General features: G+C 65.1%; 23 protein-coding genes. 11 read left to right on the top strand and 12 right to left on the bottom strand.

Going from position 1 to position 22,915, the window contains the following annotated elements; genetic code table 11:
- Position 1 precedes the first annotated feature (1 nt).
- Positions 2–1,648, top strand: coding sequence for a choline dehydrogenase (gene betA, locus ACFXP9_RS03855; RefSeq protein ID WP_397205966.1), 1,647 nt, complete (start codon positions 2–4; stop codon positions 1,646–1,648).
- A 37-nt stretch (positions 1,649–1,685) separates the two neighbouring features.
- Positions 1,686–2,363, top strand: coding sequence for a thermonuclease family protein (locus ACFXP9_RS03850; protein WP_397205964.1), 678 nt, complete (start codon positions 1,686–1,688; stop codon positions 2,361–2,363).
- Between the two features lie 392 nt (positions 2,364–2,755).
- Here the strand turns inward: ACFXP9_RS03850 and ACFXP9_RS03845 are convergent, their stop codons facing one another.
- Genes ACFXP9_RS03845 through ACFXP9_RS03830 form a run of 4 tightly spaced genes read right to left on the bottom strand, consistent with a single transcriptional unit; the run spans position 2,756 to position 7,319 of the window.
- A complete protein-coding gene (locus ACFXP9_RS03845; RefSeq protein ID WP_397205962.1) occupies positions 2,756–3,835 on the bottom strand; it encodes a BMP family ABC transporter substrate-binding protein in 1,080 nt (359 codons plus the stop codon).
- A gap of 16 nt (positions 3,836–3,851) precedes the next feature.
- Positions 3,852–4,712, bottom strand: coding sequence for an ABC transporter permease (locus ACFXP9_RS03840; protein ID WP_397205960.1), 861 nt, complete (start codon positions 4,710–4,712; stop codon positions 3,852–3,854).
- Positions 4,712–5,788: an ABC transporter permease gene (locus ACFXP9_RS03835; protein ID WP_397205958.1), complete on the bottom strand. Its 1,077-nt coding sequence runs from the start codon at positions 5,786–5,788 to the stop codon at positions 4,712–4,714. The genes ACFXP9_RS03840 and ACFXP9_RS03835 overlap by 1 nt, the downstream gene beginning before the upstream one ends.
- Complete coding sequence (locus tag ACFXP9_RS03830) at positions 5,775–7,319, bottom strand: ABC transporter ATP-binding protein (protein ID WP_397205956.1); 1,545 nt, start codon at positions 7,317–7,319, stop codon at positions 5,775–5,777. The genes ACFXP9_RS03835 and ACFXP9_RS03830 overlap by 14 nt, the downstream gene beginning before the upstream one ends.
- 89 nt (positions 7,320–7,408) lie before the next feature.
- Between ACFXP9_RS03830 and dnaE the strand changes: the two genes are divergently transcribed.
- Positions 7,409–10,885, top strand: coding sequence for a DNA polymerase III subunit alpha (gene dnaE, locus ACFXP9_RS03825; RefSeq protein WP_397205954.1), 3,477 nt, complete (start codon positions 7,409–7,411; stop codon positions 10,883–10,885).
- A 177-nt stretch (positions 10,886–11,062) separates the two neighbouring features.
- On the opposite strand, the gene ilvC is transcribed toward dnaE, so the two are convergent.
- Positions 11,063–12,085 (bottom strand): ketol-acid reductoisomerase, encoded by a 1,023-nt coding sequence (gene ilvC / locus ACFXP9_RS03820; RefSeq protein WP_397205952.1) that lies wholly within the window; start codon positions 12,083–12,085, stop codon positions 11,063–11,065.
- Positions 12,086–12,212: 127 nt separating this feature from the next.
- On the opposite strand from ilvC, the gene ACFXP9_RS03815 reads away from it, so the two are divergent.
- Together ACFXP9_RS03815 and ACFXP9_RS03810 are read left to right on the top strand one after the other, a co-directional pair.
- Positions 12,213–12,668, top strand: coding sequence for an Lrp/AsnC family transcriptional regulator (locus ACFXP9_RS03815; protein ID WP_397205950.1), 456 nt, complete (start codon positions 12,213–12,215; stop codon positions 12,666–12,668).
- Positions 12,665–13,147 (top strand): Lrp/AsnC family transcriptional regulator, encoded by a 483-nt coding sequence (locus ACFXP9_RS03810; protein WP_397205948.1) that lies wholly within the window; start codon positions 12,665–12,667, stop codon positions 13,145–13,147. The genes ACFXP9_RS03815 and ACFXP9_RS03810 overlap by 4 nt, the downstream gene beginning before the upstream one ends.
- A gap of 103 nt (positions 13,148–13,250) precedes the next feature.
- Here the strand turns inward: ACFXP9_RS03810 and ACFXP9_RS03805 are convergent, their stop codons facing one another.
- Genes ACFXP9_RS03805 through ACFXP9_RS03795 form a run of 3 tightly spaced genes read right to left on the bottom strand, consistent with a single transcriptional unit; the run spans position 13,251 to position 15,423 of the window.
- On the bottom strand, positions 13,251–14,444 hold the full coding sequence (locus ACFXP9_RS03805) for a UbiH/UbiF family hydroxylase (RefSeq protein ID WP_397205947.1): 1,194 nt from the start codon (positions 14,442–14,444) through the stop codon (positions 13,251–13,253).
- A gap of 3 nt (positions 14,445–14,447) precedes the next feature.
- A complete protein-coding gene (locus tag ACFXP9_RS03800) occupies positions 14,448–14,684 on the bottom strand; it encodes a hypothetical protein (RefSeq protein WP_397205945.1) in 237 nt (78 codons plus the stop codon).
- Positions 14,685–14,736: 52 nt separating this feature from the next.
- Positions 14,737–15,423: a pyrimidine 5'-nucleotidase gene (locus tag ACFXP9_RS03795; RefSeq protein ID WP_397205943.1), complete on the bottom strand. Its 687-nt coding sequence runs from the start codon at positions 15,421–15,423 to the stop codon at positions 14,737–14,739.
- Positions 15,424–15,486: 63 nt separating this feature from the next.
- On the opposite strand from ACFXP9_RS03795, the gene ACFXP9_RS03790 reads away from it, so the two are divergent.
- From ACFXP9_RS03790 to ACFXP9_RS03780, 3 genes are all read left to right on the top strand, one after another.
- Positions 15,487–16,131, top strand: a complete 645-nt coding sequence (locus tag ACFXP9_RS03790; RefSeq protein WP_397205941.1) for a GntR family transcriptional regulator — start codon at positions 15,487–15,489, stop codon at positions 16,129–16,131.
- A 166-nt stretch (positions 16,132–16,297) separates the two neighbouring features.
- Positions 16,298–16,951, top strand: coding sequence for an alpha/beta hydrolase (locus ACFXP9_RS03785; protein ID WP_397205939.1), 654 nt, complete (start codon positions 16,298–16,300; stop codon positions 16,949–16,951).
- A gap of 162 nt (positions 16,952–17,113) precedes the next feature.
- Complete coding sequence (locus ACFXP9_RS03780; RefSeq protein ID WP_397205938.1) at positions 17,114–17,710, top strand: HNH endonuclease; 597 nt, start codon at positions 17,114–17,116, stop codon at positions 17,708–17,710.
- 39 nt (positions 17,711–17,749) lie between these two features.
- On the opposite strand, the gene ACFXP9_RS03775 is transcribed toward ACFXP9_RS03780, so the two are convergent.
- Both ACFXP9_RS03775 and ACFXP9_RS03770 read right to left on the bottom strand, forming a co-directional pair.
- Positions 17,750–17,914, bottom strand: a complete 165-nt coding sequence (locus ACFXP9_RS03775; RefSeq protein ID WP_397205936.1) for a hypothetical protein — start codon at positions 17,912–17,914, stop codon at positions 17,750–17,752.
- A gap of 132 nt (positions 17,915–18,046) precedes the next feature.
- On the bottom strand, positions 18,047–18,241 hold the full coding sequence (locus tag ACFXP9_RS03770; RefSeq protein ID WP_397205934.1) for a hypothetical protein: 195 nt from the start codon (positions 18,239–18,241) through the stop codon (positions 18,047–18,049).
- Between the two features lie 82 nt (positions 18,242–18,323).
- Between ACFXP9_RS03770 and ACFXP9_RS03765 the strand changes: the two genes are divergently transcribed.
- Entirely contained in the window at positions 18,324–19,403 is a 1,080-nt protein-coding gene (locus ACFXP9_RS03765; protein ID WP_397205932.1) for a PA0069 family radical SAM protein, read from the top strand.
- A 7-nt stretch (positions 19,404–19,410) separates the two neighbouring features.
- Here the strand turns inward: ACFXP9_RS03765 and bmt are convergent, their stop codons facing one another.
- Together bmt and trpS are read right to left on the bottom strand one after the other, a co-directional pair.
- Positions 19,411–20,418 (bottom strand): betaine--homocysteine S-methyltransferase, encoded by a 1,008-nt coding sequence (gene bmt, locus ACFXP9_RS03760; protein WP_397205930.1) that lies wholly within the window; start codon positions 20,416–20,418, stop codon positions 19,411–19,413.
- Positions 20,419–20,504: 86 nt separating this feature from the next.
- On the bottom strand, positions 20,505–21,527 hold the full coding sequence (trpS, locus tag ACFXP9_RS03755; RefSeq protein ID WP_397205928.1) for a tryptophan--tRNA ligase: 1,023 nt from the start codon (positions 21,525–21,527) through the stop codon (positions 20,505–20,507).
- A gap of 127 nt (positions 21,528–21,654) precedes the next feature.
- Here trpS and ACFXP9_RS03750 point away from each other — a divergent pair, with 127 nt between their 5' ends.
- Both ACFXP9_RS03750 and ACFXP9_RS03745 read left to right on the top strand, forming a co-directional pair.
- The gene (locus ACFXP9_RS03750; protein WP_397205926.1) at positions 21,655–22,356 is read left to right on the top strand and encodes a rhomboid family intramembrane serine protease; all 702 of its coding nucleotides are present in this window, start codon (positions 21,655–21,657) and stop codon (positions 22,354–22,356) included.
- Entirely contained in the window at positions 22,356–22,829 is a 474-nt protein-coding gene (locus ACFXP9_RS03745) for an Lrp/AsnC family transcriptional regulator (RefSeq protein WP_397205924.1), read from the top strand. The genes ACFXP9_RS03750 and ACFXP9_RS03745 overlap by 1 nt, the downstream gene beginning before the upstream one ends.
- Positions 22,830–22,915 lie beyond the last annotated feature (86 nt).

The following is a 22,915-nucleotide window of genomic DNA, read 5'->3' as shown; positions in this document are numbered from 1 at the left end:
GATGGAACTGGCAGATTATGTGATCGTCGGCGCAGGCAGCGCCGGTTGCGCGCTGGCCTATCGTCTGGTTCAGGCTGGCAAGCGGGTGGATGTGATCGAATATGGCGGCACCGATATCGGGCCTTTCATCCAGATGCCCGCCGCGCTGTCCTATCCGATGAATATGTCGCGCTATGACTGGGGGTTCGCCAGCCAGCCCGAGCCGCATCTGGGGGGGCGCTCGCTGGTGACGCCGCGCGGCAAGGTGTTGGGTGGCTCGTCCAGCATCAACGGCATGGTGTTCGTGCGCGGCCATCGCGCCGATTTCGACCATTGGCGCGATCAGGGCGCGGCGGGCTGGGGCTATGCCGATGTGTTGCCCTATTTCAAACGGATGGAGACCTGGCACGGCGGCGCCCCGAACCCGTGGCGCGGCGATTCCGGTCCCGTTCATATCAGCCGTGGCCCGCGCGATAACCCGCTGTTTGACGCCTTCATTCAGGCCGGGCATCAGGCCGGGTGGCCGCTGACCGACGATTACAACGGCGAAAACCAGCAGGGCTTTGGCCCGATGGAGGCGACGATCTGGCAAGGCCGTCGCTGGTCCGCCGCCAATGCCTATCTGCGCCCGGCGATGCGGTCGGGGCGGCTGCGCATCCGCCGCGGTCTGGCCCGCCGCGTGGTGTTCGAGGGCCGACGCGCCATCGGGGTCGAGGTCGCCATGCGGGGCGGCGTCCAGACCATCCGCGCCGGGGCCGAGGTTGTTCTGGCGGCCTCCAGCATCAATACGCCCAAGCTGCTGATGCAGTCGGGGATCGGGCCTGCCGGGCATCTGCGCGATCACGGCATCACGGTTCTGGCCGACCGCGCCGGGGTGGGCGGCAATCTGCAAGACCATCTTGAGGTCTATATGCAATTCGCCGCCAGCCAGCCGATTACCCTGTTCAAGCACTGGAACCTGTGGGGCAAGGGCAGCATCGGCGCACAGTGGATGGCGACGAAAACCGGTCTGGGGGCCAGCAACCAGTTTGAAAGCTGCGGCTTCATCCGGTCCTCGGATGCGGTGGATTACCCCGATATTCAATATCACTTTCTGCCGCTTGCGGTGCGCTATGATGGCAAGGCCGCGGCCGAGGGGCATGGCTTTCAGGCCCATGTCGGGCCGATGCGGTCGAAATCGCGCGGCACGGTGCGCCTGTCCGGGCCCGACCCGGATGCGGCGCCGCAGATCCGCTTTAACTATATGTCGCATCCCGATGACTGGGCCGAATTCCGCGCCTGTATCCGGCACACGCGGCATATTTTTGGCCAGCCGGCCATCGCCCAATATGTCGCGCACGAGATCCAGCCCGGCAGCGATGTGCACAGCGATGACGCGATTGACGCCTTTATCCGCGACCATGCCGAAAGCGCCTATCACCCCTGCGGCACGGCACGGATGGGGGCGGTCGATGACCCCGGCGCGGTGGTCGGGCCTGACCTGCGGGTGATCGGGGTTCAGGGGCTGCGCGTTGCCGACAGCAGTGTCTTTCCGCGCATTACCAACGGCAACCTGAACGCCCCCAGCCTGATGGTGGGTGAAAAAGCGGCGGACCACATTCTGGGGCGCGGAATGCTGGCTGCCGAAGATCCTGCGGAAATGCTAAAATCGGACGTATTATCGGCTTGATCAAAGCGGGAACAAAGCATTAACAGGTGGTATGTTTATGCTTTGTTTTCGTCTGTTTCTGTTGTGCTGTGTGGTCCCCGTGGCGGCGGTTGCCGCAGATCTGTCAGGCCGCGCGAGGGTGACGGATGGTGACACGCTGCGGCTGGACATGGCGGGCGGCACAGCCGTTATCCGCCTGTTTGGCATCGACGCGCCCGAGGCTGCGCAGACCTGCCAGAACAGCAAGGGGCAGGACTGGACATGCGGCAAAGCCGCCACGCAATATCTGCGCGGTCTGGTGGATGGACACAGGTTGCGCTGCACCATGCTGGATACCGACCGCTATGGCCGGATTGTGGCGCGTTGTTTCCGGGGGCAACAGGATATTGCGGCCCAAATGGTTCTTGCCGGGCAGGCGGTCGCCTTTCGGCGCTATTCAATGGATTACGTCCCCCCCGAGGATGCCGCCCGCGCGAAACGGCGCGGCATATGGGCGGGCAAGGCCCTGCGCCCGAAGGACTGGCGCGCGCGGCATCGCGCCCCCGCATCTGCCACCACGCGGCAGGCCGCGCCCTCTGCCGGGTGCCGGATCAAGGGCAATATCTCGGCCAACGGGCATATCTATCACCTGCCCGGCGACCGCCATTATGACCGCACCCGCATCAACACCCGCAAGGGCGAACGCTGGTTTTGTTCCGAGGAAGAGGCCCGCCGCGCCGGCTGGCGTCCTGTGTGATTTACACATCCTGCTTGTCGTGCCGGACCACGGCTTGTCAAAAGACAGCGCTATGTTTGAGGGTGTGGCATTCGGCCCCGTCGCGCAAGATGACGTGGGGCCGGGCTTGCCGTCATGACCCGTCCGACCGCTGGGGCACGCGCAAACCCATGCCGCGCGCGCCGTGCTGGCCGGACGGATCAGCAAACCCGCCCCGCTTTTTCCAGACGCCGATCTGCGAAACCACCCAAGGTCAAATCCCTGACGCCCTTCCTTTTTCTGGAAGGGGAACAAAGGGGATCACTGCCCAAAAAGAACATATGGGAAGTTTTTGTCAGCGTCGCACGCCGGCCGGGGCGGGAATGACGCAGGGCGACGCAGGGCCGCCCTGCCCATGCCGTCAGACATGGCCGTTATTGCGGGATCTTCGCCTCGATCCCTTCGACGAAAAAGCCCATCCCGGCCAATTCCTCGTCCGTGGCGGTCTGGCCATCCGCCAGCCACGCGCTGCCATCCTGCTTGTTCAGCGGGCCGGTGAAGGGGTGATAGTCACCCGATGCGATCTGGGCTTTCAGGGCCAGTGCCTCGGCTTTGACATCGGCGGGGACGGCCTCGGTGATGTCCCCGATCACCACTTCGCCATCACCGATCCCCAGCCAGACGTGCTGGGACTGCCACGTCCCGTCCAGAACCTGACCCACGCGCTTGACGTAATAGGGCGACCAGTTGTCGATGATCGAACTGACGCGCGGCGAGGGGGCGAAATTCGCCATGTCCGAGGCCTGACCAAAGCCGATCACGCCTGCCGCCTGTGCCTTGGCCAGCGGTGCGGTCGAATCGGTGTGTTGCAGGATCACGTCAACGCCTTCCGCGATCAGGGCTGCGGCGGCATCGGCCTCTTTCGTGGGGTCGAACCAAGTATAGGCCCAGACCACCTTCATCTGCACATCCGGGTTGACCTTGCGGGCGTGGATAAAGCTGCTGTTGATGCCCTGAATGACCTCGGGGATGGGGAAACTGCCGATATAGCCGATCTTGTTCGACCTGGTCATCCGGCCCGCGATGGTGCCCAGAACCGCCCGGCCCTCGTAAAAACGCGCATCATAAGCCGCGACGTTTTCAGCGGTTTTATAGCCGGTCGCATGTTCGAATTTCACATCCGGGAATTTCTTGGCGACGTTTTGAACCGCGTCCATGAACCCGAAACTGGTGGCAAAGATCAGTTTGTTGCCCTCCAGCGCCAGTTGGGTCAGCACGCGTTCGGCATCGGCGCCTTCGGGGACGGATTCGACAAAGGTGGTTTTAACCTTGTCGCCAAATTCGGCCTCGATCGCCTGACGGCCCAGATCGTGCTGATAGGACCAGCCGCCATCGCCCACCGGCCCGACATAGATAAAGCCGACTTTCAGCGGCGCGTCAGCGGCAAGGGCGGGGCTGGCCAGCCCCAGCGCGGTCAGGGCGGCGGCACTGGCCAAAAGCGTTCTGCGATCCATTGGTATTTTCCTCCTGTCAGTTCAGTGCATGAAAACTGCGGCCAAGCGCTGCGGGGGCGCTGCCACCCGCCTTGCGGCCATATTTCTGCCGGGCCGAGATCGCGACCAGAACCGCGATCGTCGCCAGATAGGGCGCGACCGACAACAGCTGCACGGGAATATCCACCCCCGCCGCCTGAAGCCGCAATTGCAGCACGGTCACGCCGCCAAACAGCCACGCGCCGGCCAGCACGCCCAAGGGCCGCCAGCCGGCAAACACCACGATGGCCAGCGCGATCCAGCCCGCGCCGGCGGTCAGCCCCTCGGTCCACTGCAACACCCGCGCGATCGAGATATAGGCCCCGCCCATCCCCGCCAGCGCACCGCCAAAGGCAATGGCGGCCAGACGGGTGGCGCGCACATGATAGCCAAGCGCATGGGCGGCATCGTGATTTTCCCCCACCGCGCGCAGGACCAGCCCGGCACGGCTGTGCGTCAGCCACCATGCCAGTGCCGGAACCAGCGCCAGTGCCAGCCAGACCATCCAGTCAAAGCCCACCGGCGGCGCCTTGACCCCTTCCAGCGGCTTGCCGAACATCGCCGCCAGTCCCAGCCCGAACAGGGTCAATGCCAGCCCCGTCGCCACCTGATTGGTCAGTGCCCATTGCGTCAGCAAGGCAAAGATCAGCGACAGCGCCGCCCCGGCCAAAGCCGCGACCACGAAACCCACCGTGGCGCTGTCGCTTGCCACTGCGGCGGCAAAACCGGCCAGCGCACCGGTGATCATCATCCCTTCAACCCCAAGGTTCAGCACCCCGGCGCGTTCGGCCACCAATTCGCCAAGCGCAGCCAGCAGAATCGGCGTTGCCGCCGCGATCAGCATCCACAGCATATCCATCAGCGCGCCCCCCCGATGCGCAGACGATAGCGCGTCAAAAGGTCGAACCCCAGCAGGAAAAACAGCAACATGCCCTGGAAGACCTGCACCGTCGCGGCGGGCAGTTGCATGGTCATCTGGGCAATTTCCCCGCCGATATAGGTCAGGGCCAGCAACAGCCCGGCCAGCAGGATGCCAAGGGGATGCAGCCGCCCCAGAAAGGCTACGATGATCGCGGTAAAGCCGTATCCGACGCCGACGCCATCGGTGATCTGGCCTGCGGGACCGGCAACCTCGAACAACCCGGCCAGCCCGGCCAGCGCCCCTGACAGGCCAAGGCAAAACGCCACCAGCCGCGCCGGGCTGACCCCGGCAAAGCGTGCCGCGCGCGGGGCCAGACCAGCGACGCGGATGTCAAAGCCGCGCCGGTGCCGGGCGATCAGAAACCACGTCGCCAGCACCGCCAGCACCGCCGCGACGGTGCCCCAATGCGCGCCGGTGCCGGTGACCAGTTCCGGGTTGGCGGCGGCGGGGTATTGCTGCAAATTGCGCGAACCGGGCATCCCATAGCCCTGCGGGTTCTTCATTGGCCCAAAGGCCATCCACGCGGCCACCCCCTGCGCGACATAGACCAGCATCAGCGAGACCAGAATTTCAGACGCGCCAAACAGGTTTTTCAGCAGTGCCGGGATCATCCCCCAGACCCAGCCACCCGCCGCGCCCGCGACGATCATTGCCGGAAAGATCCACGCGCTTTCGGATGGATAGGCCGCCAGCGCCACGCCCGCCCCGCAAATCGCGCCGATGATATACTGACCCTCGGCACCGATATTCCAGATCCCGGCCCGAAACCCCAGCGCCAGCCCGCATGCGATCAGCACCAGCGGTCCGGCCTTGATCAGCAATTGTGGCCGGGAATAGCCCGCAGCCGGGCCGAACAGCGGGTCCCAAAAGATGGTGCGAATGGCGGCCAGCGGGTCGAACCCCATCAGCGCAAATAACAGCCCGCCCACCAGCATGGTGGCCAGCACCGCCAGCACCGGCGCCGCCACCGACCACAGCCTTGATGCCGCCGGGCGGGGTTCAAGACGGATCATGCGCAACCTCCATCGCGGGGGTGCCGGGGCGGCCCATGCCATGCGCGCCCCCCAGCATCAGCCCGATATCTTCCAGTGTCAGCCCTTGGGTCGGGCGCGGTGCAGACAGGCGGCCGCCATCCAGCGCGGCGAAACGGTCCGACAGTTCCAGCAATTCGTCCAGATCCTGACTGATGACCAGAACCGCCGCACCCTGCGCCGCAAGGTCCAGTAATGCCTGCCGGATCGCGGCGGCAGCCCCGGCATCGACGCCCCAGGTCGGCTGGTTGACCACCAGCACGCGCGGGTTCTGCAAGACCTCGCGCCCGATGACATATTTTTGCAGATTGCCCCCCGACAGCGCCGCCGCCGCGACATGCGGGCCGGGGGTGCGCACGTCAAAGGCGGCGATGACCCGTTGCGCGAAATCGCGCGCCGCGCGCCGGTCGATCAGGCCGCGCCGGACCAGCCCCTGCCGCCCGCTGGAGGTCAGAAGCGCGTTTTCGGTCAGGCTCAGCTCCGGGACGGCGGCATGGCCCAGACGGTCCTCGGGGGCGGCCAGCAGGCCGGCCATGCGCCGCGCCTCGGGTCCGGCGCGCGACAGATCCTGACCATCCAGCAGCACGGTTCCGGGGGCACTGCGCAATTCGCCCGACAGCGCCGCCAGCAATTCCTCTTGCCCGTTGCCCGCGACGCCGCCCACGCCCAGAACCTCGCCGGCGCGCAGATCCAGCCCGATGCCCGACAGGGCGGTGCCGTCGTCGCTGACCGCCGGGGCGGACAAGTCGCGCAGCCGCAACAGAACCGCGCCGGCCTGTCGCCCGCCGCGATCGACCGGGCGCATCTGGCTGCCCACCATCAGCGCCGCCAGTTCCGCCGCGCTGTGGTCGCGCGGGGCGCAGCTTTCGACGACGCGGCCATGGCGCAGAATGGTGGCGTGGTCGCAATGGCTACGGATCTCGTCCAGCTTGTGGCTGATATACAACACCGAGGTTCCCGACCGCGCCAGTTGCCGCAGGGTGGCAAACAGGATGTCGCTTTCCTGCGGCGTCAGCACGCTGGTGGGTTCATCCATGATCAGCAGGCGCGGGTTTTGCAGCAGGCAGCGGATGATCTCGACCCGCTGACGCTCGCCTGCGGACAGGTCGGCAACGCGACGTTCGGGGCGCAGCGGCAGGCCATAGGCGTCGCTGACCTGCGCGATGCGGTCGGCCAGCACCCGGCGCGGCGGCGGGTTTTCCATGCCAAGCGCAATGTTTTCCGCCACGCTCAGCGCATCGAACAGCGAAAAATGCTGAAACACCATGGCCACCCCGGCGGCGCGTGCGGCGCGGGGGTCGGCGGGGGCATAGGGGGCGCCGTTCAGCCACATCCGCCCCTCGTCCGGGCGCACCAGACCATAGATGATCTTGACCAGCGTCGATTTGCCCGCGCCGTTTTCCCCCAGCAGGGCGTGTATCTGACCGGGCGCGACCGCAAAGCCCACCGCGTCATTGGCGCGCACGCCCGGATAGGATTTGCCGATGGATTCGGCCCGGAAAATATCGGTCACGCGGATTCCCCCCTGCTTGCTGGTCTGATAGCGCGGATTTTCGCCCACGGAAAGTTGCGCCTGCCCGGACGCTGCGGCTAGTTTGCGCCATGACTGAAAACGCGCCCCGATTCATCCACCTTCGCACACATTCTCAGCATTCGCTTCTTGAAGGGGCGGTGCCGGTCAAGAAACTGGTCGCCCTGGCGGCGGAACAGGGGATGCCTGCGGTTGCGCTGACCGACACGAACGCGATCTTCGCAGGGCTGGAATTTTCGGTCACGGCGGTGGGGGCCGGGGTTCAGCCGATTATCGGCTGTCAGGTCACGCTGTCCACTGATGGGGTGACCGGGGGGGTCGTGCTGCTGGCGCAGAACCGGGCGGGCTGGATGAACCTGATGGCCCTGTCCAGTTGTCTGTATCTGCGCGAAGGCAGCGCCCCGGTGCATATCACGCTGGCCGAACTGACCGCCCATGCCGAGGGGGTGATCTGCCTGACCGGGGGGGCGACCGGCCCGCTGGGACAACTGGTTGCCGCAGGCAAACTGCCCGAGGCGCGCGAGCTGACCCGGCAGATGGCGGCGGCTTTCCCGGACCGCTTGTATATCGAGCTTCAGCGCCACCCCGCCGAGAACGGTGCCCTGATGCCCGCCGAGGCCGCCAGCGAGGGCGGCATGGTCGATCTGGCCTATGCGCTGGACCTGCCGCTGGTGGCGACCAATGATGTGTATTTCCCCAAATCCGACATGTACGAGGCCCATGACGCGCTGCTGTGCATTGCCGACAAGACCTATGTCGACCAGCCGCAGCCGCGCCGCCGCCTGACGCCGCAGCATTATTTCAAATCGGCGGCGGAAATGGCCGCGCTGTTCGCGGACCTGCCCGAGGCGGTCGCCAATACCGTCGAAATCGCGCGCCGCTGCGCCTTTGCCGTATCGCGCCACAAGCCGATTCTGCCGCGTTTCGCGGATGACGAGGTCGAGGAACTGCGCCGTCAGGCCAAAGAAGGGCTGGCCGCGCGGCTGGCGGTGATCCCGCATTCGGTGCCGCTCGCGGAATACGAGGCGCGGCTGGCCTTTGAACTGGGCATTATCGAGCAGATGGGCTTTCCGGGCTATTTCCTGATCGTGGCCGATTTCATCAAATGGGCCAAGGATCATGACATTCCGGTCGGGCCGGGGCGGGGGTCGGGGGCTGGGTCCCTTGTGGCCTATGCGCTGACCATCACCGACCTTGACCCGCTGCGCTATTCGCTGCTGTTTGAACGGTTTCTGAACCCGGAACGGGTCAGTATGCCGGACTTTGACATCGACTTCTGCATGGATCGCCGCGAAGAGGTGATCCAGTATGTTCAGGAAAAATACGGGCGCGAGAAAGTCGGCCAGATCATCACCTTCGGTGCGCTGCTGTCCAAGGCTGCCGTGCGCGATGTGGGCCGGGTGCTGCAATTGCCTTTCGGGCAGGTGGACCGTCTGTCCAAGATGATCCCGGTCGAAGGCGTCAAGCCGGTCAGCATCGACAAGGCCCTTGCGGACGAGCCGCGCCTGCGCGAGGCGGCGCGTCAGGAACCTGTCGTCGGGCGCCTGCTGGATTACGCGCAAAAGCTGGAGGGGCTGTATCGCAACGCCTCGACCCACGCGGCGGGGGTGGTGATCGGGGACCGGCCGCTGGATCAGCTGGTGCCGCTGTATCGCGACCCGGCCTCGGACATGCCGGCGACGCAGTTCAACATGAAATGGGTCGAACAGGCCGGGCTGGTCAAGTTCGACTTTCTGGGGCTGAAGACCCTGACTGTGATCCAGAACGCGGTCGATCTGATCAAGGGCGGCGGGCGGCATCTGCATGTCGCGGCCAATGGCGCGGACCTGTATCAGCCGCCGCAAGGTGCGGTGGATCAGATCAACGCCATTCCGCTGGACGATCCGGCGACCTATGACCTGTTTGCCTCGGCCCGGACGGTGGCGGTGTTTCAGGTTGAATCCAGCGGCATGATGGACGCGCTGCGCCAGATGCGGCCCACCTGTATCGAGGATATCGTCGCGCTGGTGGCCCTGTATCGCCCCGGCCCGATGGAGAACATCCCCGTCTATTGCGAGGTCAAGAACGGCACCCGTGATCTGGAATCGATCCACCCCAGTATCGACCATATTCTGGCCGAAACGCAGGGTATCATCGTCTATCAGGAACAGGTGATGCAGATCGCGCAGGTCATGGCGGGCTACAGCCTTGGCGGGGCCGACCTGCTGCGCCGCGCGATGGGCAAGAAGATCGCGGAAGAAATGGCCAGGGAACGGCCCAAATTCGTCGATGGCGCGGTTGCGAATGGGGTCAACGCCAAGAAAGCGGGCGAGGTTTTCGACCTGCTGGAAAAATTTGCCAATTATGGCTTTAACAAATCGCACGCTGCGGCCTATGCCGTGGTCAGCTATCAGACCGCATGGCTGAAGGCGAACCACCCGGTCGAGTTCATGGCCGCTGTCATGAACTGCGATATTCACCTGACCGACAAGCTGGCCGTCTATAAGCGCGAGGTCGACCGGATGGGGATCGAGGTGGTGCCGCCCTGTGTCAATCGCTCGGCCCCCACATTTACGGTCAGGGACGGCAAGATCCATTACGCGCTTGGCGCGCTGAAAGGGGTCGGGGTCGAGGCGATGCGGCTGGTCCATGATGCGCGTGGCGACAGACCTTTCACCGATCTGTTCGATTTTGCCCGCCGCGTCGATATGAAACGAGTCGGCAAGCGCCCGCTTGAAATGCTGGTGCGCGCCGGGGCTTTCGACGCGATCGAGCCTGACCGTGCGCAGGCTTTCGAGGCCCTGACCGCCCTTGTCGGCTGGTCGGCCGCGGTGCAAGAGCAAGCCGCCAGCAACCAGCAATCGCTTTTCGGCGGTGGCGAGGACCTGCCCGAACCGCGTCTGCGCAAGGTTCCGGTCTGGCTGCCCGGCGAAAAGCTGGCCGAAGAACATAAGGCCATCGGCTTTTACCTGTCGGGCCACCCGCTGGATGATTACCAGCCCGCCCTGCGCCGAAAGAAAGTGACGACGCTGGCGGAATTGCAACGCGATGCGGCGCAAGGCCCGATGGTGGCGCAACTGGCGGGCACGGTGTCCAGCCGTCAGGAAAAGAAATCGGCCAAGGGCACCCGCTATGCCTTTGTGCAGCTGTCGGACCCGACAGGTCTGTACGAGGTCACGGTCTTTTCCGACCTGCTGGATCAGGCGCGCAGCCTGCTTGAACCCGGCCAGAACGTCGTCTTGCAGGTCGAGGCCGAACCGTCGGGCGATCAGGTCAAGCTGTTGGCGCGGTCTGCCGTCGCGCTGGATCAGGCCGTTGCCGATGCCGGGGCCGGCGCGCTGGCGGTGCGCATCGCCGAGGCGTCGACCGTGGCGCAACTGTCCGATATGCTGGCGCGCATCACCGCCGAGGTCACGGCCAGCCCCCGTGCGCGCGGCCCGATCCGGCTGCGCCTGCCGGTGGGCGACCATTTCGTCGATGTCGAAATCATGGATGACGTCCCGCTGACGCCCCCCGCACGACAGATGCTGCGTGCCATTCCCGGCGTGCTGGAGGTGATTGAGGAATAGAGGCGCCCACGCCGCCAGCCACCGCCACAAGGCGATGATTCGGCTGGTCAGGGGCGGGCGGCGGTCATGCTCATGCCCCGGTCATAGCCGCCACGTCTTACCATCCGGTTAACGCGCCTGAAAAAATCCCGCCCGGATCACCGGACGGGATTGTCTTTCGGTCAGATTGTGGCGCGATCAGTTGCGCGATTTGTCGACCATTTTGCCCTTCGAGATCCAGGGCATCATTTCGCGCAGTTTGGCGCCGACCTGTTCGATCTGATGCTCGTCATTGATGCGGCGGGTGGCCTTGAAATAGGGCTGCCCGACGGCGTTTTCCTGCATGAAATCACGCACGAATTTGCCGTTCTGAATGTCGGTCAGGACCTCTTTCATGCGCTTCTTGGTTTCGTCATAGGGCAGGACGCGCGGGCCGCTGACATATTCGCCATATTCGGCGGTATTGCTGATCGAATAGTTCATGTTGGCGATGCCGCCTTCATAGATCAGGTCGACGATCAGCTTCACCTCGTGCAGGCATTCGAAATAGGCCATTTCGGGGGCATAGCCCGCCTCGACCAGGGTTTCGAAACCGGCGCGGATCAGCTCGACCAGACCGCCGCACAGAACCGCCTGTTCACCGAACAGGTCGGTTTCGCATTCCTCGCGGAAATTCGTCTCGATGATCCCCGAGCGCCCGCCACCAATGGCCGAGCAATAGGACAGTGCCAGCTCCATCGCCTTGCCGGTGGCGTCCTGATGGATGGCAACCAGACAAGGTACGCCGCCGCCTTTGGTATATTCGCCGCGCACGGTATGGCCGGGGCCTTTGGGCGCCATCATGATGACATCGACGCCGGCCTTCGGCTCGATCAGGCCGAAGTGCACGTTCAGGCCGTGGGCAAAGGCGATGGCCGCGCCTTCGCGCAGGTTGTCATGGACGTATTTCTTATAGGTTTCGGCCTGCAATTCATCGGGCATGGTGAACATGATCAGGTCGGCCCATTTCGCGGCCTCGGCGATTTCCATCACCTTCAGGCCCTCGCCCTCGGCCTTGGCTTTCGAGGGCGAGCCCTCGCGCAGCGCCACCACGACATTCTTGGCGCCCGAATCACGCAGGTTCAGGGCATGGGCGTGGCCTTGGCTGCCATAACCCAGAATGGCGATGTTCTTGTCCTTGATCAGGTTCACATCGCAGTCACGATCATAATAAACGCGCATGGGGCGGTCCTTTCGATGAAGATGCATCAAGAGTACGGGAATTTTGTGAAAAATGACTGCATAATTTTCACTGATACTGATATTAATGCCGATATCATGCGTTGAACAATTAAATGATGAAAAGATCATGCTTGCTGACACCGACCGCCGTATCCTGCGGCATCTGCTGGCCGACCCCGATGCGCCGCTGCCGGTTCTGGCACAGCGGGCCGCCGTTACCGAAAGCACCTGTCGCCGCCGCATCGAGGGGTTGCGGCGTGACGGGGTAATTTCGGCCATTTCGGCGCGGATCGACTGGCGCAAACTGGGTTACGAGGTCGAGGTCAGCCTGCGCTTCACCCTCGACAAGACCGAGCCGCGCGCCTTCGACGCCTTTACCGCCGCCGCGCGTCAGGTGCCGGAAGTAACTGAAATCCAGACATTTCTTGGCAGCGTCGATTTGCGCCTGTCGGTGATCGCGCGCGATATGGCGCATTGGCAGCAAATCTATCGCCGGCACATCCTGACCCTGCCGCATGTCACCGACAGCGACGCGCTGATGCTGGTCTCGACCATCAAGGACAAGCAGGAGATCGCGTTATGAGCATGGCCTTGGATGACACGGATCGTGCGATTCTGCGGCTGATGGCGGGGGATGCGACGCTTGGGGCGGCTGCGATCGGGCGGCAGTTGGGGATGACCCAGTCCGCGATCTGGCGGCGGATTCGTCGTTTGGGCGATTCGGGGGTGCTGTGCGGGCGCCGGATCGTGGTCGATCATGCGGCTTTGGGCTTTGGGGTGACGGTTTTTCTGGGCATCAAGCTGGCGGCGCGCGGGCGGCCGGGGCTTGAGGATTTCGAACGTGCCGTCACCGCCATCCCCGAGGTGCAGACGGTCCAGCATGTGTTGGGTCAGTTCGATTATCGCCTGCGGATCGTGGCCCGCGACATTGCCGATTTCGAACGCATTTTGCGCCGCAGAATCATGACCTTGCCGGGTATTGGTCAGGTCGAGGCCAATGTCATGCTGTCCGAAGAACGCCTTCCCGGCCCGATTGGTCAGGGTGGCCGGGGCGCCGATTAACGAAATATCAGCACTTGTCTGTCACACAGGGTGCGAATCGAACCTGTCCACGGGTGACGGCATGTGGCTGTGGCATCTTCTGCTGTGGCTGGTGAAGGGGGGCTTAACGCATCCCCAGACCGGCCTGCATCATCATCCGCCGCACTGGTGCTGCGGCATAAAGGGCGCCAAGCGTGGCTGCCCTCAGGTCGCGCAACGGGCGGGCGCTGACCATGCTGGCACGGTTCAGCGCGTCGATGCCGGCCACGCGCAGGCGGGCCTCGGGCCAGCGCCGACGGTGATAGGCGTCAAGGCTGTCGCGGCTGCCGGGGTCTTGCGCCGACAGATCGCGCAGGCAGGCCAGATCGGCAAGGCTCATGTTCAGGCCCTGCGCGCCGATCGGCGGCACGACATGCGCGGCCTCGGCGATCAGCGCGGTGCGCGGGCCGCTGAACCGGTCGGCCAACTGGCTGATGATGGGCCAGTCGGTCAGGCGTGTCGCCTGGGTCAGGTGCCCAAACACCCCGGCCGAGCGGGCGTTCAGCTCTGCCTCGAAGGCCGCGGGGGACAGCGATTTCAGGCGCTCGATCTCGGGCCCTTGCTCCATCCACACCACAGCCGAGGACGGCGTGCCGCCGCGATCAGGCAGCGGCACCAGCGTAAACGGCCCGCCCGAGCGATGGACCTCGGTCGACACATTCTGATGCGGTGTCTGATGGCAAACGGCAAAAGCCAGCGCCCGCTGGCCATAGCGTGTAGTGCGCACCCCGATCCCCAGCGCCGCGCGCATGGCCGAGGACCGCCCGTCCGCCGCGACCAACAGCCGGGTGCGGATGCGCCGTCCATCGCTGAGGGTAACAAGCGCATGGTCGTCGCGCGTGATCAGGCCGGATGTGGCGGTGCCGGGGGTGAAGGTAACATGCGCCATTTCGGTCAGGCGCGCACTGATTTCGCGGCGCAACAGCCAGTTCGGCAGGTTCCAGCCAAACGGTTCTGTGCCAATCTCGGCGGCATCGAAATTGCGGATCAGTCGCGGCGTCGGTTGGCTGCCGCCGGCATCGACGATGCGCATGATCTGCAAGGGCGTGGCATGGGGCGACAGACGATCCCACAGACCGGCCCGCGCCAGAACCGCGCGCGAGGGTTGCAGGAAGGCGGTGGTCCGCAGATCCGCCCCCTCGGTCTGTTCTTCGGTGATCGGCGGGGCCGGGTCCACGCACAGGACGCGGAACCCCTCGGCCCCGAAAGCGGCTGCGGCGATCAGCCCGGCAATGCCGCCCCCCGAGACGAGGATGTCGACCGTCTGATCGCCGGGCATGGCTTAGTTCCCGGCCGTAAAGGCCAGCATGATCGCAAAAACGACGGCGGTGCCGATCAGCCCGATCACCCCCAGCATCGGGGTGCCAAACAGCCAGACCGCAGCCACCGCTGCCACCAGCAGCAGCAAAACGCCGGTCAGCAGCAGCGCCGCCACCCGGTTTTCCGAACGGGATTGCGCCTTGCTGTCGCCGTGATGGGCGTGGTCGGCGGCGTGGGTCGGGGTCTGGGGTGCGCTCATGATGGCGTGTCCTTGTTCAGGCTAAAGCTTCTGAGGTGGCTGAAAACCGGCGCTATTGTGCCACGGGCGCGCCGGTCAGGGCAAGCGCAGACAAAAAGCCCGTCAGGTCATGGGTCTGCCAGCCGACATGGGGTGCAGGCGGCTGGTTTCTTCCGATCAGGTCAGGCCCGTGGCGCCCCTCGCCGACCAGTATTGTGCGCATTCCCAGCTGGTGCGGGACCGCCAGATTGCGCGGGTCGTCCTCGAACATCGCGGCCTGTTGCGGGGCGATCCCCTGCGCCGCCAGAACTGCGGCATATGATCGCGGGTCGGGCTTGGGGTGGTAACCGGCTTCCCCGATGCCATAAATCGCTGCGAACCCGGTCAGCCCGCGATGCGCCAGCACCTTGCCGGCATAGGCGGCATCGGCATTGGTATGCACGATGCATGTGCCGGGCAGGGCCTGAATGGCGCGGTTCAGGTCCGGGTCGGGAGTCAGCACCGAAAAGTCGATGTCATGGACATGCGACAGGTATTCCTGCGGGTCGATCTGATGGCGTGCCATCAGTCCGGCCAGCGTGGTGCCGTGATCGCGCCAGTAATCGGCGCGCAGCCGGTCGGCCTCGGGGCGCGACAGCCCGGTCAGCCGGACGACCCAGTCGGTCATGCGCGTTTCGATCTGTGCGAAAAGCTGCGCTGACGGCGGATAGAGGGTATTATCCAGATCGAAGATCCAGACATTCACATCGCTGAAATCCATGCCTGCGCTTACCTTGTCGTGATCCGCCTTGCAATCCACCGGCACCGGGGTGATTCTGCGGCCATGAAAGATGCATATTCGCTTATCCTGTCGGCCATCGACGATGGCACCTATCGGCCCGGCGACCGGCTGGTGGAATCGGAACTTGCCGAACGCTTTGGCGTGTCGCGGACCCCGGTGCGCGAGGCACTGCAGCGGCTGGAAACGCAGGCCATGCTGAAACGTGACGGGCGCAGCCTGATCATTGCCACGCTGGATCACAACCAATTGGCCGAACTGTATACCGTCCGCGCCGAGCTGGAGGCGCTGGCCGCGCGCCTTGCCGCGCGCCACGCCACCCCCGAAGAGGTTCGGGTGCTGCGCGCGATGGTCGCCGATGACCGCAAGATCGCCCATGACCCCCAGACGCTGAGCCGGGCGAACCGCCGCTTTCACCACCAGATCCATCTGGCGTCACATAACCGCTATCTGGTGCAACAGCTTGATCTTGTTCACCGGTCGATGGCGCTGATGGCACGCACCTCGCTGGCGGCCGAAGGGCGGGGCGATGCCGCCATGGACGAGCATCAGCGCATTGTCGAGGCCATCGCCGCCGGTCAGCCCGATGCCGCCGAGGACGCGCTGCGTCAGCATATTTCGCACGCGTTCGAAACCCGGCTGAAACAGGATGCCAGCTATTGGCTGACCAAACAGGGCGACCGTCATTAGGCCATCATCCGGGCCGGCATCCGGGTCCGTAACCGCCATATGACTGCGGCGGGCAGGCTGGTTGCGGTGCCGCCGCCCGCGGCCTATCACGGCGGGGGATGGGCCGGTCGGGCCATCCGGGGCTGCGTGTGGCGGTCATCGGGAACAGACAAGGCAGGGGGCACAGATGTCACGCGAGCTGAAATCCAAACGGCGGGGACCGGAAAAGGTCAAATCCGCAGTGGTTTTTCTGCATGGATACGGTGCGGATGGGGCGGATCTTCTGTCCCTGGCCGACCCGCTGGGGCCGCATCTGCCGGAAACGGCGTTTTATGCCCCCGACGCGCCGCAGCCCTGCACAGGCAATCCGTTCGGGCGGCAGTGGTTTCCGATCCCGTGGCTTGACGGCTCGACCGAGGAACAGGCGCAGCAAGGAATGGCCGCGGCGGCGGATGATCTGAACGCTTTTCTGGACACGGTGCTGACCGCCGAGGGTCTGACAGCGGACCGGCTGGCGGTTGTGGGCTTTTCCCAGGGCACGATGATGGCCCTTGAGGTGCTGCCGCGCCGCGCACAGCCGGTGGCCGGGATCGTTGCCTTTTCGGGGCGGTTGCTGAATGCCGACATGCTGGCGCAGCAGGCGGTCAGCAAGCCGCCGGTTTTGCTGTTGCATGGCGATCAGGACCCGGTGGTGCCGTTTCAGGACATGGGGCTGGCGGGCGATGCGCTGGTTGCGGCGGGCTTCGATACGTTTGGCCATGTGATGAAGGGCACCGGCCACGGGATTTCGCCCGACGGGCTGTCGGTGGCGCTGGCCTTTCTGAAGGAAAGGCTGGCTTAAGCCGCCGCTGACGTTACCGAACTGACACCGATCTGTCGCGTGGCGGTCATGGCGCCGCGCTAGCCCTTGTGCATGGCGCAGATAGAGGGGCTTGTCCGCTGCCAACCCCGAGATATAGTGGGCGCAACGGACGACCGGTCACGGCAGGATGGGGTGACGGCGATGCTGGACAACCACAAGGGTGATTTTCGGGCGCAATTCGTGCGCGCGCCGTCAGGGCTGCGGCGTTTTCCGGCGCTGGTGCTGAACGCAGATTACCGGCCACTGTCCTATTTCCCGCTGTCGCTGTGGCCCTGGCAAGAGGCGGTCAAGGCGGTGTTTCTGGACCGGGTCAATATTCTGGCGGAATATGACCACACCGTGCGCAGCCAAAGAATGGCGATACGCATACCATCCGTCGTGGTGCTGAAAGATTTCGTCAAACCCCAAAAGCGCGTGGCCTTCACGCGCTTTAATCTTTTTCTGCGCGACGGTTTTACCTGCCAGTATTGCGGGGCGCGGGGCGACCTGACCTTTGATCACGTCATTCCCCGGTCACGGGGCGGGGTGACAAGCTGGGAAAACGTGGTGGCGGCGTGCAGCCCCTGCAACCTGAAAAAGGCCAACAAGCCCCTGCGTCACAGCGGGATGCGGCTGCGCCGGGTGCCCTGCCAGCCCTCGCCCGAGGATATGCACAGCGCCGGGCGCCGGTTCCCGCCCAATTACCTGCATGAAAGCTGGCTGGACTTTCTGTATTGGGACGCCGAGCTGGAGCAATAGCCCCGACCATCCATCGGTCGCGGGTGCGATATGTGCCGCTTATTGCCGCGTGTCGCGCGTCGACAAATGGACAATTCCCGCCCCGGTCAGCGCCACAAGCGCCAGCGCCGCCAGTGGCACGCCAGCCTTCAGCGCCATCCAGATGGTCGCGGCGGCGGCCATGATCACGCTGGCCAGAAGCATCAGAAATTGCGGCAAGGGCATGTCTATCCTCCGTCTGCGGTGAATATGGGGGCGCGGCGGGTAAAAGGAAAGGGCGGCGGACAGCGGAAAACCGCCATCAGCCGGGTGCCGCCGGGGCATGACCGCGCGCAGCCGTCCCGCGTTTGCCCGGCCCTAGCTGAGCGGTGGCGCGGGCCGCGCAGCCTTGGCGGTTGCGATCACCTCCCACCAGGCGGCATCGGCAACCCATTGCCGGTCCAGAACGTAACCCGGTTCCTGCGGCTGTGCCATGCCGGGGACATCGGCGAACAGATCGGCCACCGCCCGGCAGGGCAGGGGGGCAGGGGCGGTCAGGGTGTGATGCTGCATCAAGTGGAAACCTTTCAGTCTTGTTCACCCAGACCTTTAGCAGCCACTGGTTTAAGTTCCGTTAATGTTCTAACGTTTTTTCATGCTGCCACCGAAAAAACCTGATGAAACGCTGAAGGCGCGCGGCGCCGCTGCCCGGCCTGCCGGCCGGTTCGAGCGCTGCCAGACCGTTCCCGAAACGGATGGCTGGGACAGCCCGCCCGAACCCCGCCTGCTGCGCACCGAGATCCGCATCGAACAGCCGCGCAGCGTGATCACCCGGAATACCTCGCCGGATGTGCCTTTCGATCGCTCTCTGAACCCGTATCGGGGCTGCGAACATGGCTGTATTTACTGTTTCGCGCGGCCCTCGCACAGCTATCTGGGCCTGTCGTCGGGCCTCGATTTCGAGACCCGCATCACCGCCAAACCCGACGCCGCCCGCCTGCTGGAGGCCGAGATCGCCCGGCCATCCTATCGCGTGGCGCCGCTGGCGATGGGGACGAATACCGACCCCTATCAGCCCGCCGAATCGCGGCTGGCGATCATGCCCGGCATCCTGCGGGTGCTGCGGGAATGGAACCATCCGGTGGCGCTGGTCACGCGCGGGCAGACGGTGCTGCGCGATCTGGACCATTGGGCGGCGCTGGCCGATCGCGGGCAGGCGATGGTGGGGGTGTCTGTCACCACGCTGGATGCGGGGCTGGCACGGCGGCTGGAACCGCGCGCGCCCGCGCCGGCGACGCGGCTGCGGATGATCCGCGAACTGGCGGCGGCGGGGGTTCCGGTGCGGGTGATGGTGGCGCCGGTGATCCCGGTCCTGACCGAGCCAGAGTTAGAGCGCATCATGACCGCTGCGCGCGAGGCCGGGGCGCGTTATGCCAGCATGATCCCGCTGCGCCTGCCGCACGAGGTCGCGCCGCTGTTTCGCGACTGGCTGGACCGCCACGTTCCGGGGCAGGCGGCGCATGTGATGAAAACGGTGCAGGCAATGCGCGGCGGGCGCGATAACGACCCCCGTTTCGGCAGCCGGATGCGCGGCGAGGGCGTGCAGGCCGATCTGTTGCATCAGCGTTTCCGACTGGCGCGCAAGCGGCTGGGTTTTGCCCGCCACAGCCCGGCGCTGGATGTCAGCCGCTTTGGTCCGCCGCCGCGCGCGGGCGATCAGTTGTCGCTGTTTTAGGGCCTCCTCAGGACAGGGGGCCTTGCGGCGCGCTGTAAACCGGCGAGGGCACGATGACCCCGTCACCATGGCCAAAGCCCGCCAGCCGTGCCGCCACCTGTTCCGGCGAGGGGCGCGGCCCGCGCGGGCGGTGGGTCAGCGCATCATGCATGGCGCGCAGATGGTCAGCCGTGGTGCCGCAGCAGCCGCCGATAATGCGCACCCCCATATCGCGGGCCAGAACGGCATATTCGGCCATCAGATCGGGTGTGCCGTCGTAATGGATATGGCCGTGGACAAAACGCGGCACCCCGGCATTGCCCTTGGCGATCAGCGGCCTTTCGGTGCCGGTGGCCACAAATTCGTTGATCGAGCGCAGCAATTCCGCCGCGCCGGTGCCGCAATTGGCGCCAAGCGCCAGCGGCGGGTTGGGCAGGCGGTCGGCCAGCGCCACCATCTGTGCCGGGCTGACCCCCATCATCGACCGGCCCGCGGTCTCGAAGCTCATGCTGGCGCACCACGGCATCCCGACCATGGCGGCGGCGCGGGCGGCGGCGCGCAATTCGTCAAGCGAGCTGAGGGTTTCGACCCATAACAGGTCGACCCCGGCCTCTTTCAGCGCGCTGGCCTGTTCGTGAAAGATCGCGGTCGCGTCAGACAGCGACAGCGACCCCAGCGGCGCCATGATCTGGCCGGTCGGGCCGATGCTGCCGCCGACCACGACCGGGCGCCCGGCGCGGTCGGCCTCGTCCCGCGCCAGCGCGGCACCGCTGCGGTTCAGCTCGGCCACCCGCGCTGCCGCGCCATGCACCCGCAACCGCGCGGCATTGGCCCCGAACGTGTTGGTCAGAAACAGGTCCGCCCCTGCCGTAATGCTGTCGCGATACAGCTGGCGCACCTTGTCTGGCGCATCCACATTCCACAGATCCGGCGCGGTGCGGCTGTCCAGCCCCATGTTGAAAAGGTTGGTTGCGGTTGCGCCATCGGCCAGCAGCCAGTCGCGATCAGCCAGAAGGCGGGTCAGGGGGTCGGGCATTGGGGCGGGCATTTTGGGGATCACCTTTTACAAAAAAGCCGGACGAGGCGTGGCGCCCGTCCGGCCTTGTGCCGATGGGGGCGGGGTCAGGACACAGGCAGCACCATGCCCATGATCTGTTTGGTGTGGTCAAGGACCGGCTGCGCGATCTGGTCGGCACGTTCGGCGCCACGGGTCAGGATGCGGTCGATCTCGGCGGGGTCGTTCATCAGCCGGGTCATCTCGGTGCTGATGGGCGACAGCACGCTGACGGCCAGATCGGCCAGCGCGGGTTTGAAGGCACCAAAGCCCTGACCCTCGAACCGGGCACAGACCTGATCGGCGCTTTCATCCGACAGCGCGGCAAAGATATTGACCAGATTGCGGGCCTCGGGGCGGTCTTTCAGGCCCTCGGCCTGACCGGGCAGCGGGTCGGCATCGGTGCGCGCCTTGCGGATCTTTTGCGCGATGGTATCGGCATCGTCGGTCAGGTTGATGCGGCTGGCATCCGACGGGTCGGATTTCGACATCTTCTTAGACCCGTCACGCAGCGACATCACGCGGGTGGCGGCCCCTTCGATCACCGGTTCGGGCATCGGGAAGAAATCGACGCCGTAATCGTGGTTGAACTTGGCCGCGATGTCGCGGGTCAGTTCGACATGCTGTTTCTGGTCCTCGCCCACGGGGACATGGGTGGCGTGATAGGCCAGAATATCGGCCGCCATCAGCGCCGGATAGGCAAACAGCCCCAGCGATTGCTTTTCGGCATTCTTGCCCGCCTTGTCCTTCCACTGGGTCATGCGGTTCATCCAGCCCATCCGCGCCACACAGTTCAGCAGCCAGCCCAGTTCGGCATGGGCGCGCACCTGTGACTGGTTGAACAGGATCGACCTGTCCGGGTCGATGCCGCTGGCCAGATAACCGGCGGTCAGTTCGCGGGTCTGGCGGCGCAGGGCCTCGGGGTCTTGCCAGACGGTGATCGCATGAAGGTCGACCACGCAATAGATGTTCTGCGCGCCCTGATCCTGCATTCCCGCGAAACGGCGCAGCGCGCCAAGATAATTCCCCAGCGTCAGCCCGCCCGAGGGCTGGATGCCGGAAAAGATGCGTTTCACAGCGGTGTCAGTCATGGCCAGTTCCCGAAAAATCGCGTCGCAGGGGCGGAAAGCCGCCCGCGCGGCTTTGCAAATATCCTGTCGGTGGATTACCTCTTGGCCCCGACGGGCGCAACCGCCCCGCCGCCGACAAGAGGTTCCCATGCGCCCCGGTTACGACGAATCGCCCCTTAATCCGCTGCCGCCGGTGATCTGGCTGCTGGTGCTGCCGATCATCGCGACCGAGGCCGCCGCCGGGCTGGCACAGATCGGGCTGATCGGTGGCGCGCAGGGCATCGGGATGCGGCTGGCGATGCTGGAACGCGCGGCTTTCGTGCCTGACCTGCTGATCCGGCTGGTGATGACGGGCCAGTGGGAATACGCGCAGCCATGGCGGATCGTGACCTATCCGTTCGTGCATGGCAGCCTGACCCATGCGCTGTTTGTGGCGGTGTTTACGCTGGCCTTGGGCAAGCTGGTGGCCGAACAGTTCCGGGCGCTGTCGGTTCTGGCGATCTTTTTCGGCTCGGCCATTGGCGGGGCGCTGGTTTATACCGCGCTGGCGGCGTGGCTGCCGGGCCGGTTCGAGCCGCTGATCGGTGGCTATCCGGCGGTTTACGGTCTGGTCGGCGCCTTTACCTTTTTGCTGTGGGTGCGGCTGGGGGTGGAAAATGCCAATCAGTTGCGGGCGTTTTCGCTGATCGGGATGCTGTTGCTGTTCCAGCTGGTCTTTGGCCTGATCTTTGGCGGTGCCGGGGATGGCTGGATCGCGGAAATCGCGGGCTTTGTCATCGGGTTCCTGCTGTCCTTCCTGCTGGTGCCGGGCGGCTGGGACCATGTGATGCGCCGGGTGCGGGCGCGCTGATGGCCGCGCTGGACCGCATCGACCGCAAGATCCTGGCCGAGCTTCAGCGCGACGCCACCCTGCCGCTGAAGCTGTTGGCCGAACGCGTGGGCCTGTCGCAGACGCCCTGCTGGAAGCGGGTGCAAAAGCTGGAAGAGGCCGGGATCATCACCGGTCGCGTGGCGCTGGTCGCGCCGGAACGCATCGGGCTGGGGCTGCATGTCTTTGTCGGCATCGAGGCGCTGGATCACAGCCCCGACTGGCGCGATGCCTTTACCGCCGCCGTCGATGCCATGCCCGAGATCGTCGAGGTCTACCGCATGGCCGGCGAGATGGATTACCTGCTGCGTGTGGCGGTGGCCGATATGGCGGGTTTCGACGATTTCTATAAACGCCTGACCGACCGGGTGGCGCTGAAAAACGTCACCTCGCATTTCGCGATGGAACGGATGAAATTTTCCACCGCTTATCCGCTGGACACCGAATCCGCCTGACCCGGCACCGACCGCAGGCGGCGACGGTGCCGTTCTGAACCGCCGCCATGAACCGGCGTCCTGACGGGCCGGTTTTTGGGCCGGGA

The organism is Paracoccus jiaweipingae (genome assembly GCF_044335505.1).
GTDB lineage: Bacteria > Pseudomonadota > Alphaproteobacteria > Rhodobacterales > Rhodobacteraceae > Paracoccus.
The sequence above is the reverse complement of the archived record's forward strand: the minus strand, read 5'-3'. Positions and strand labels throughout refer to the sequence as shown.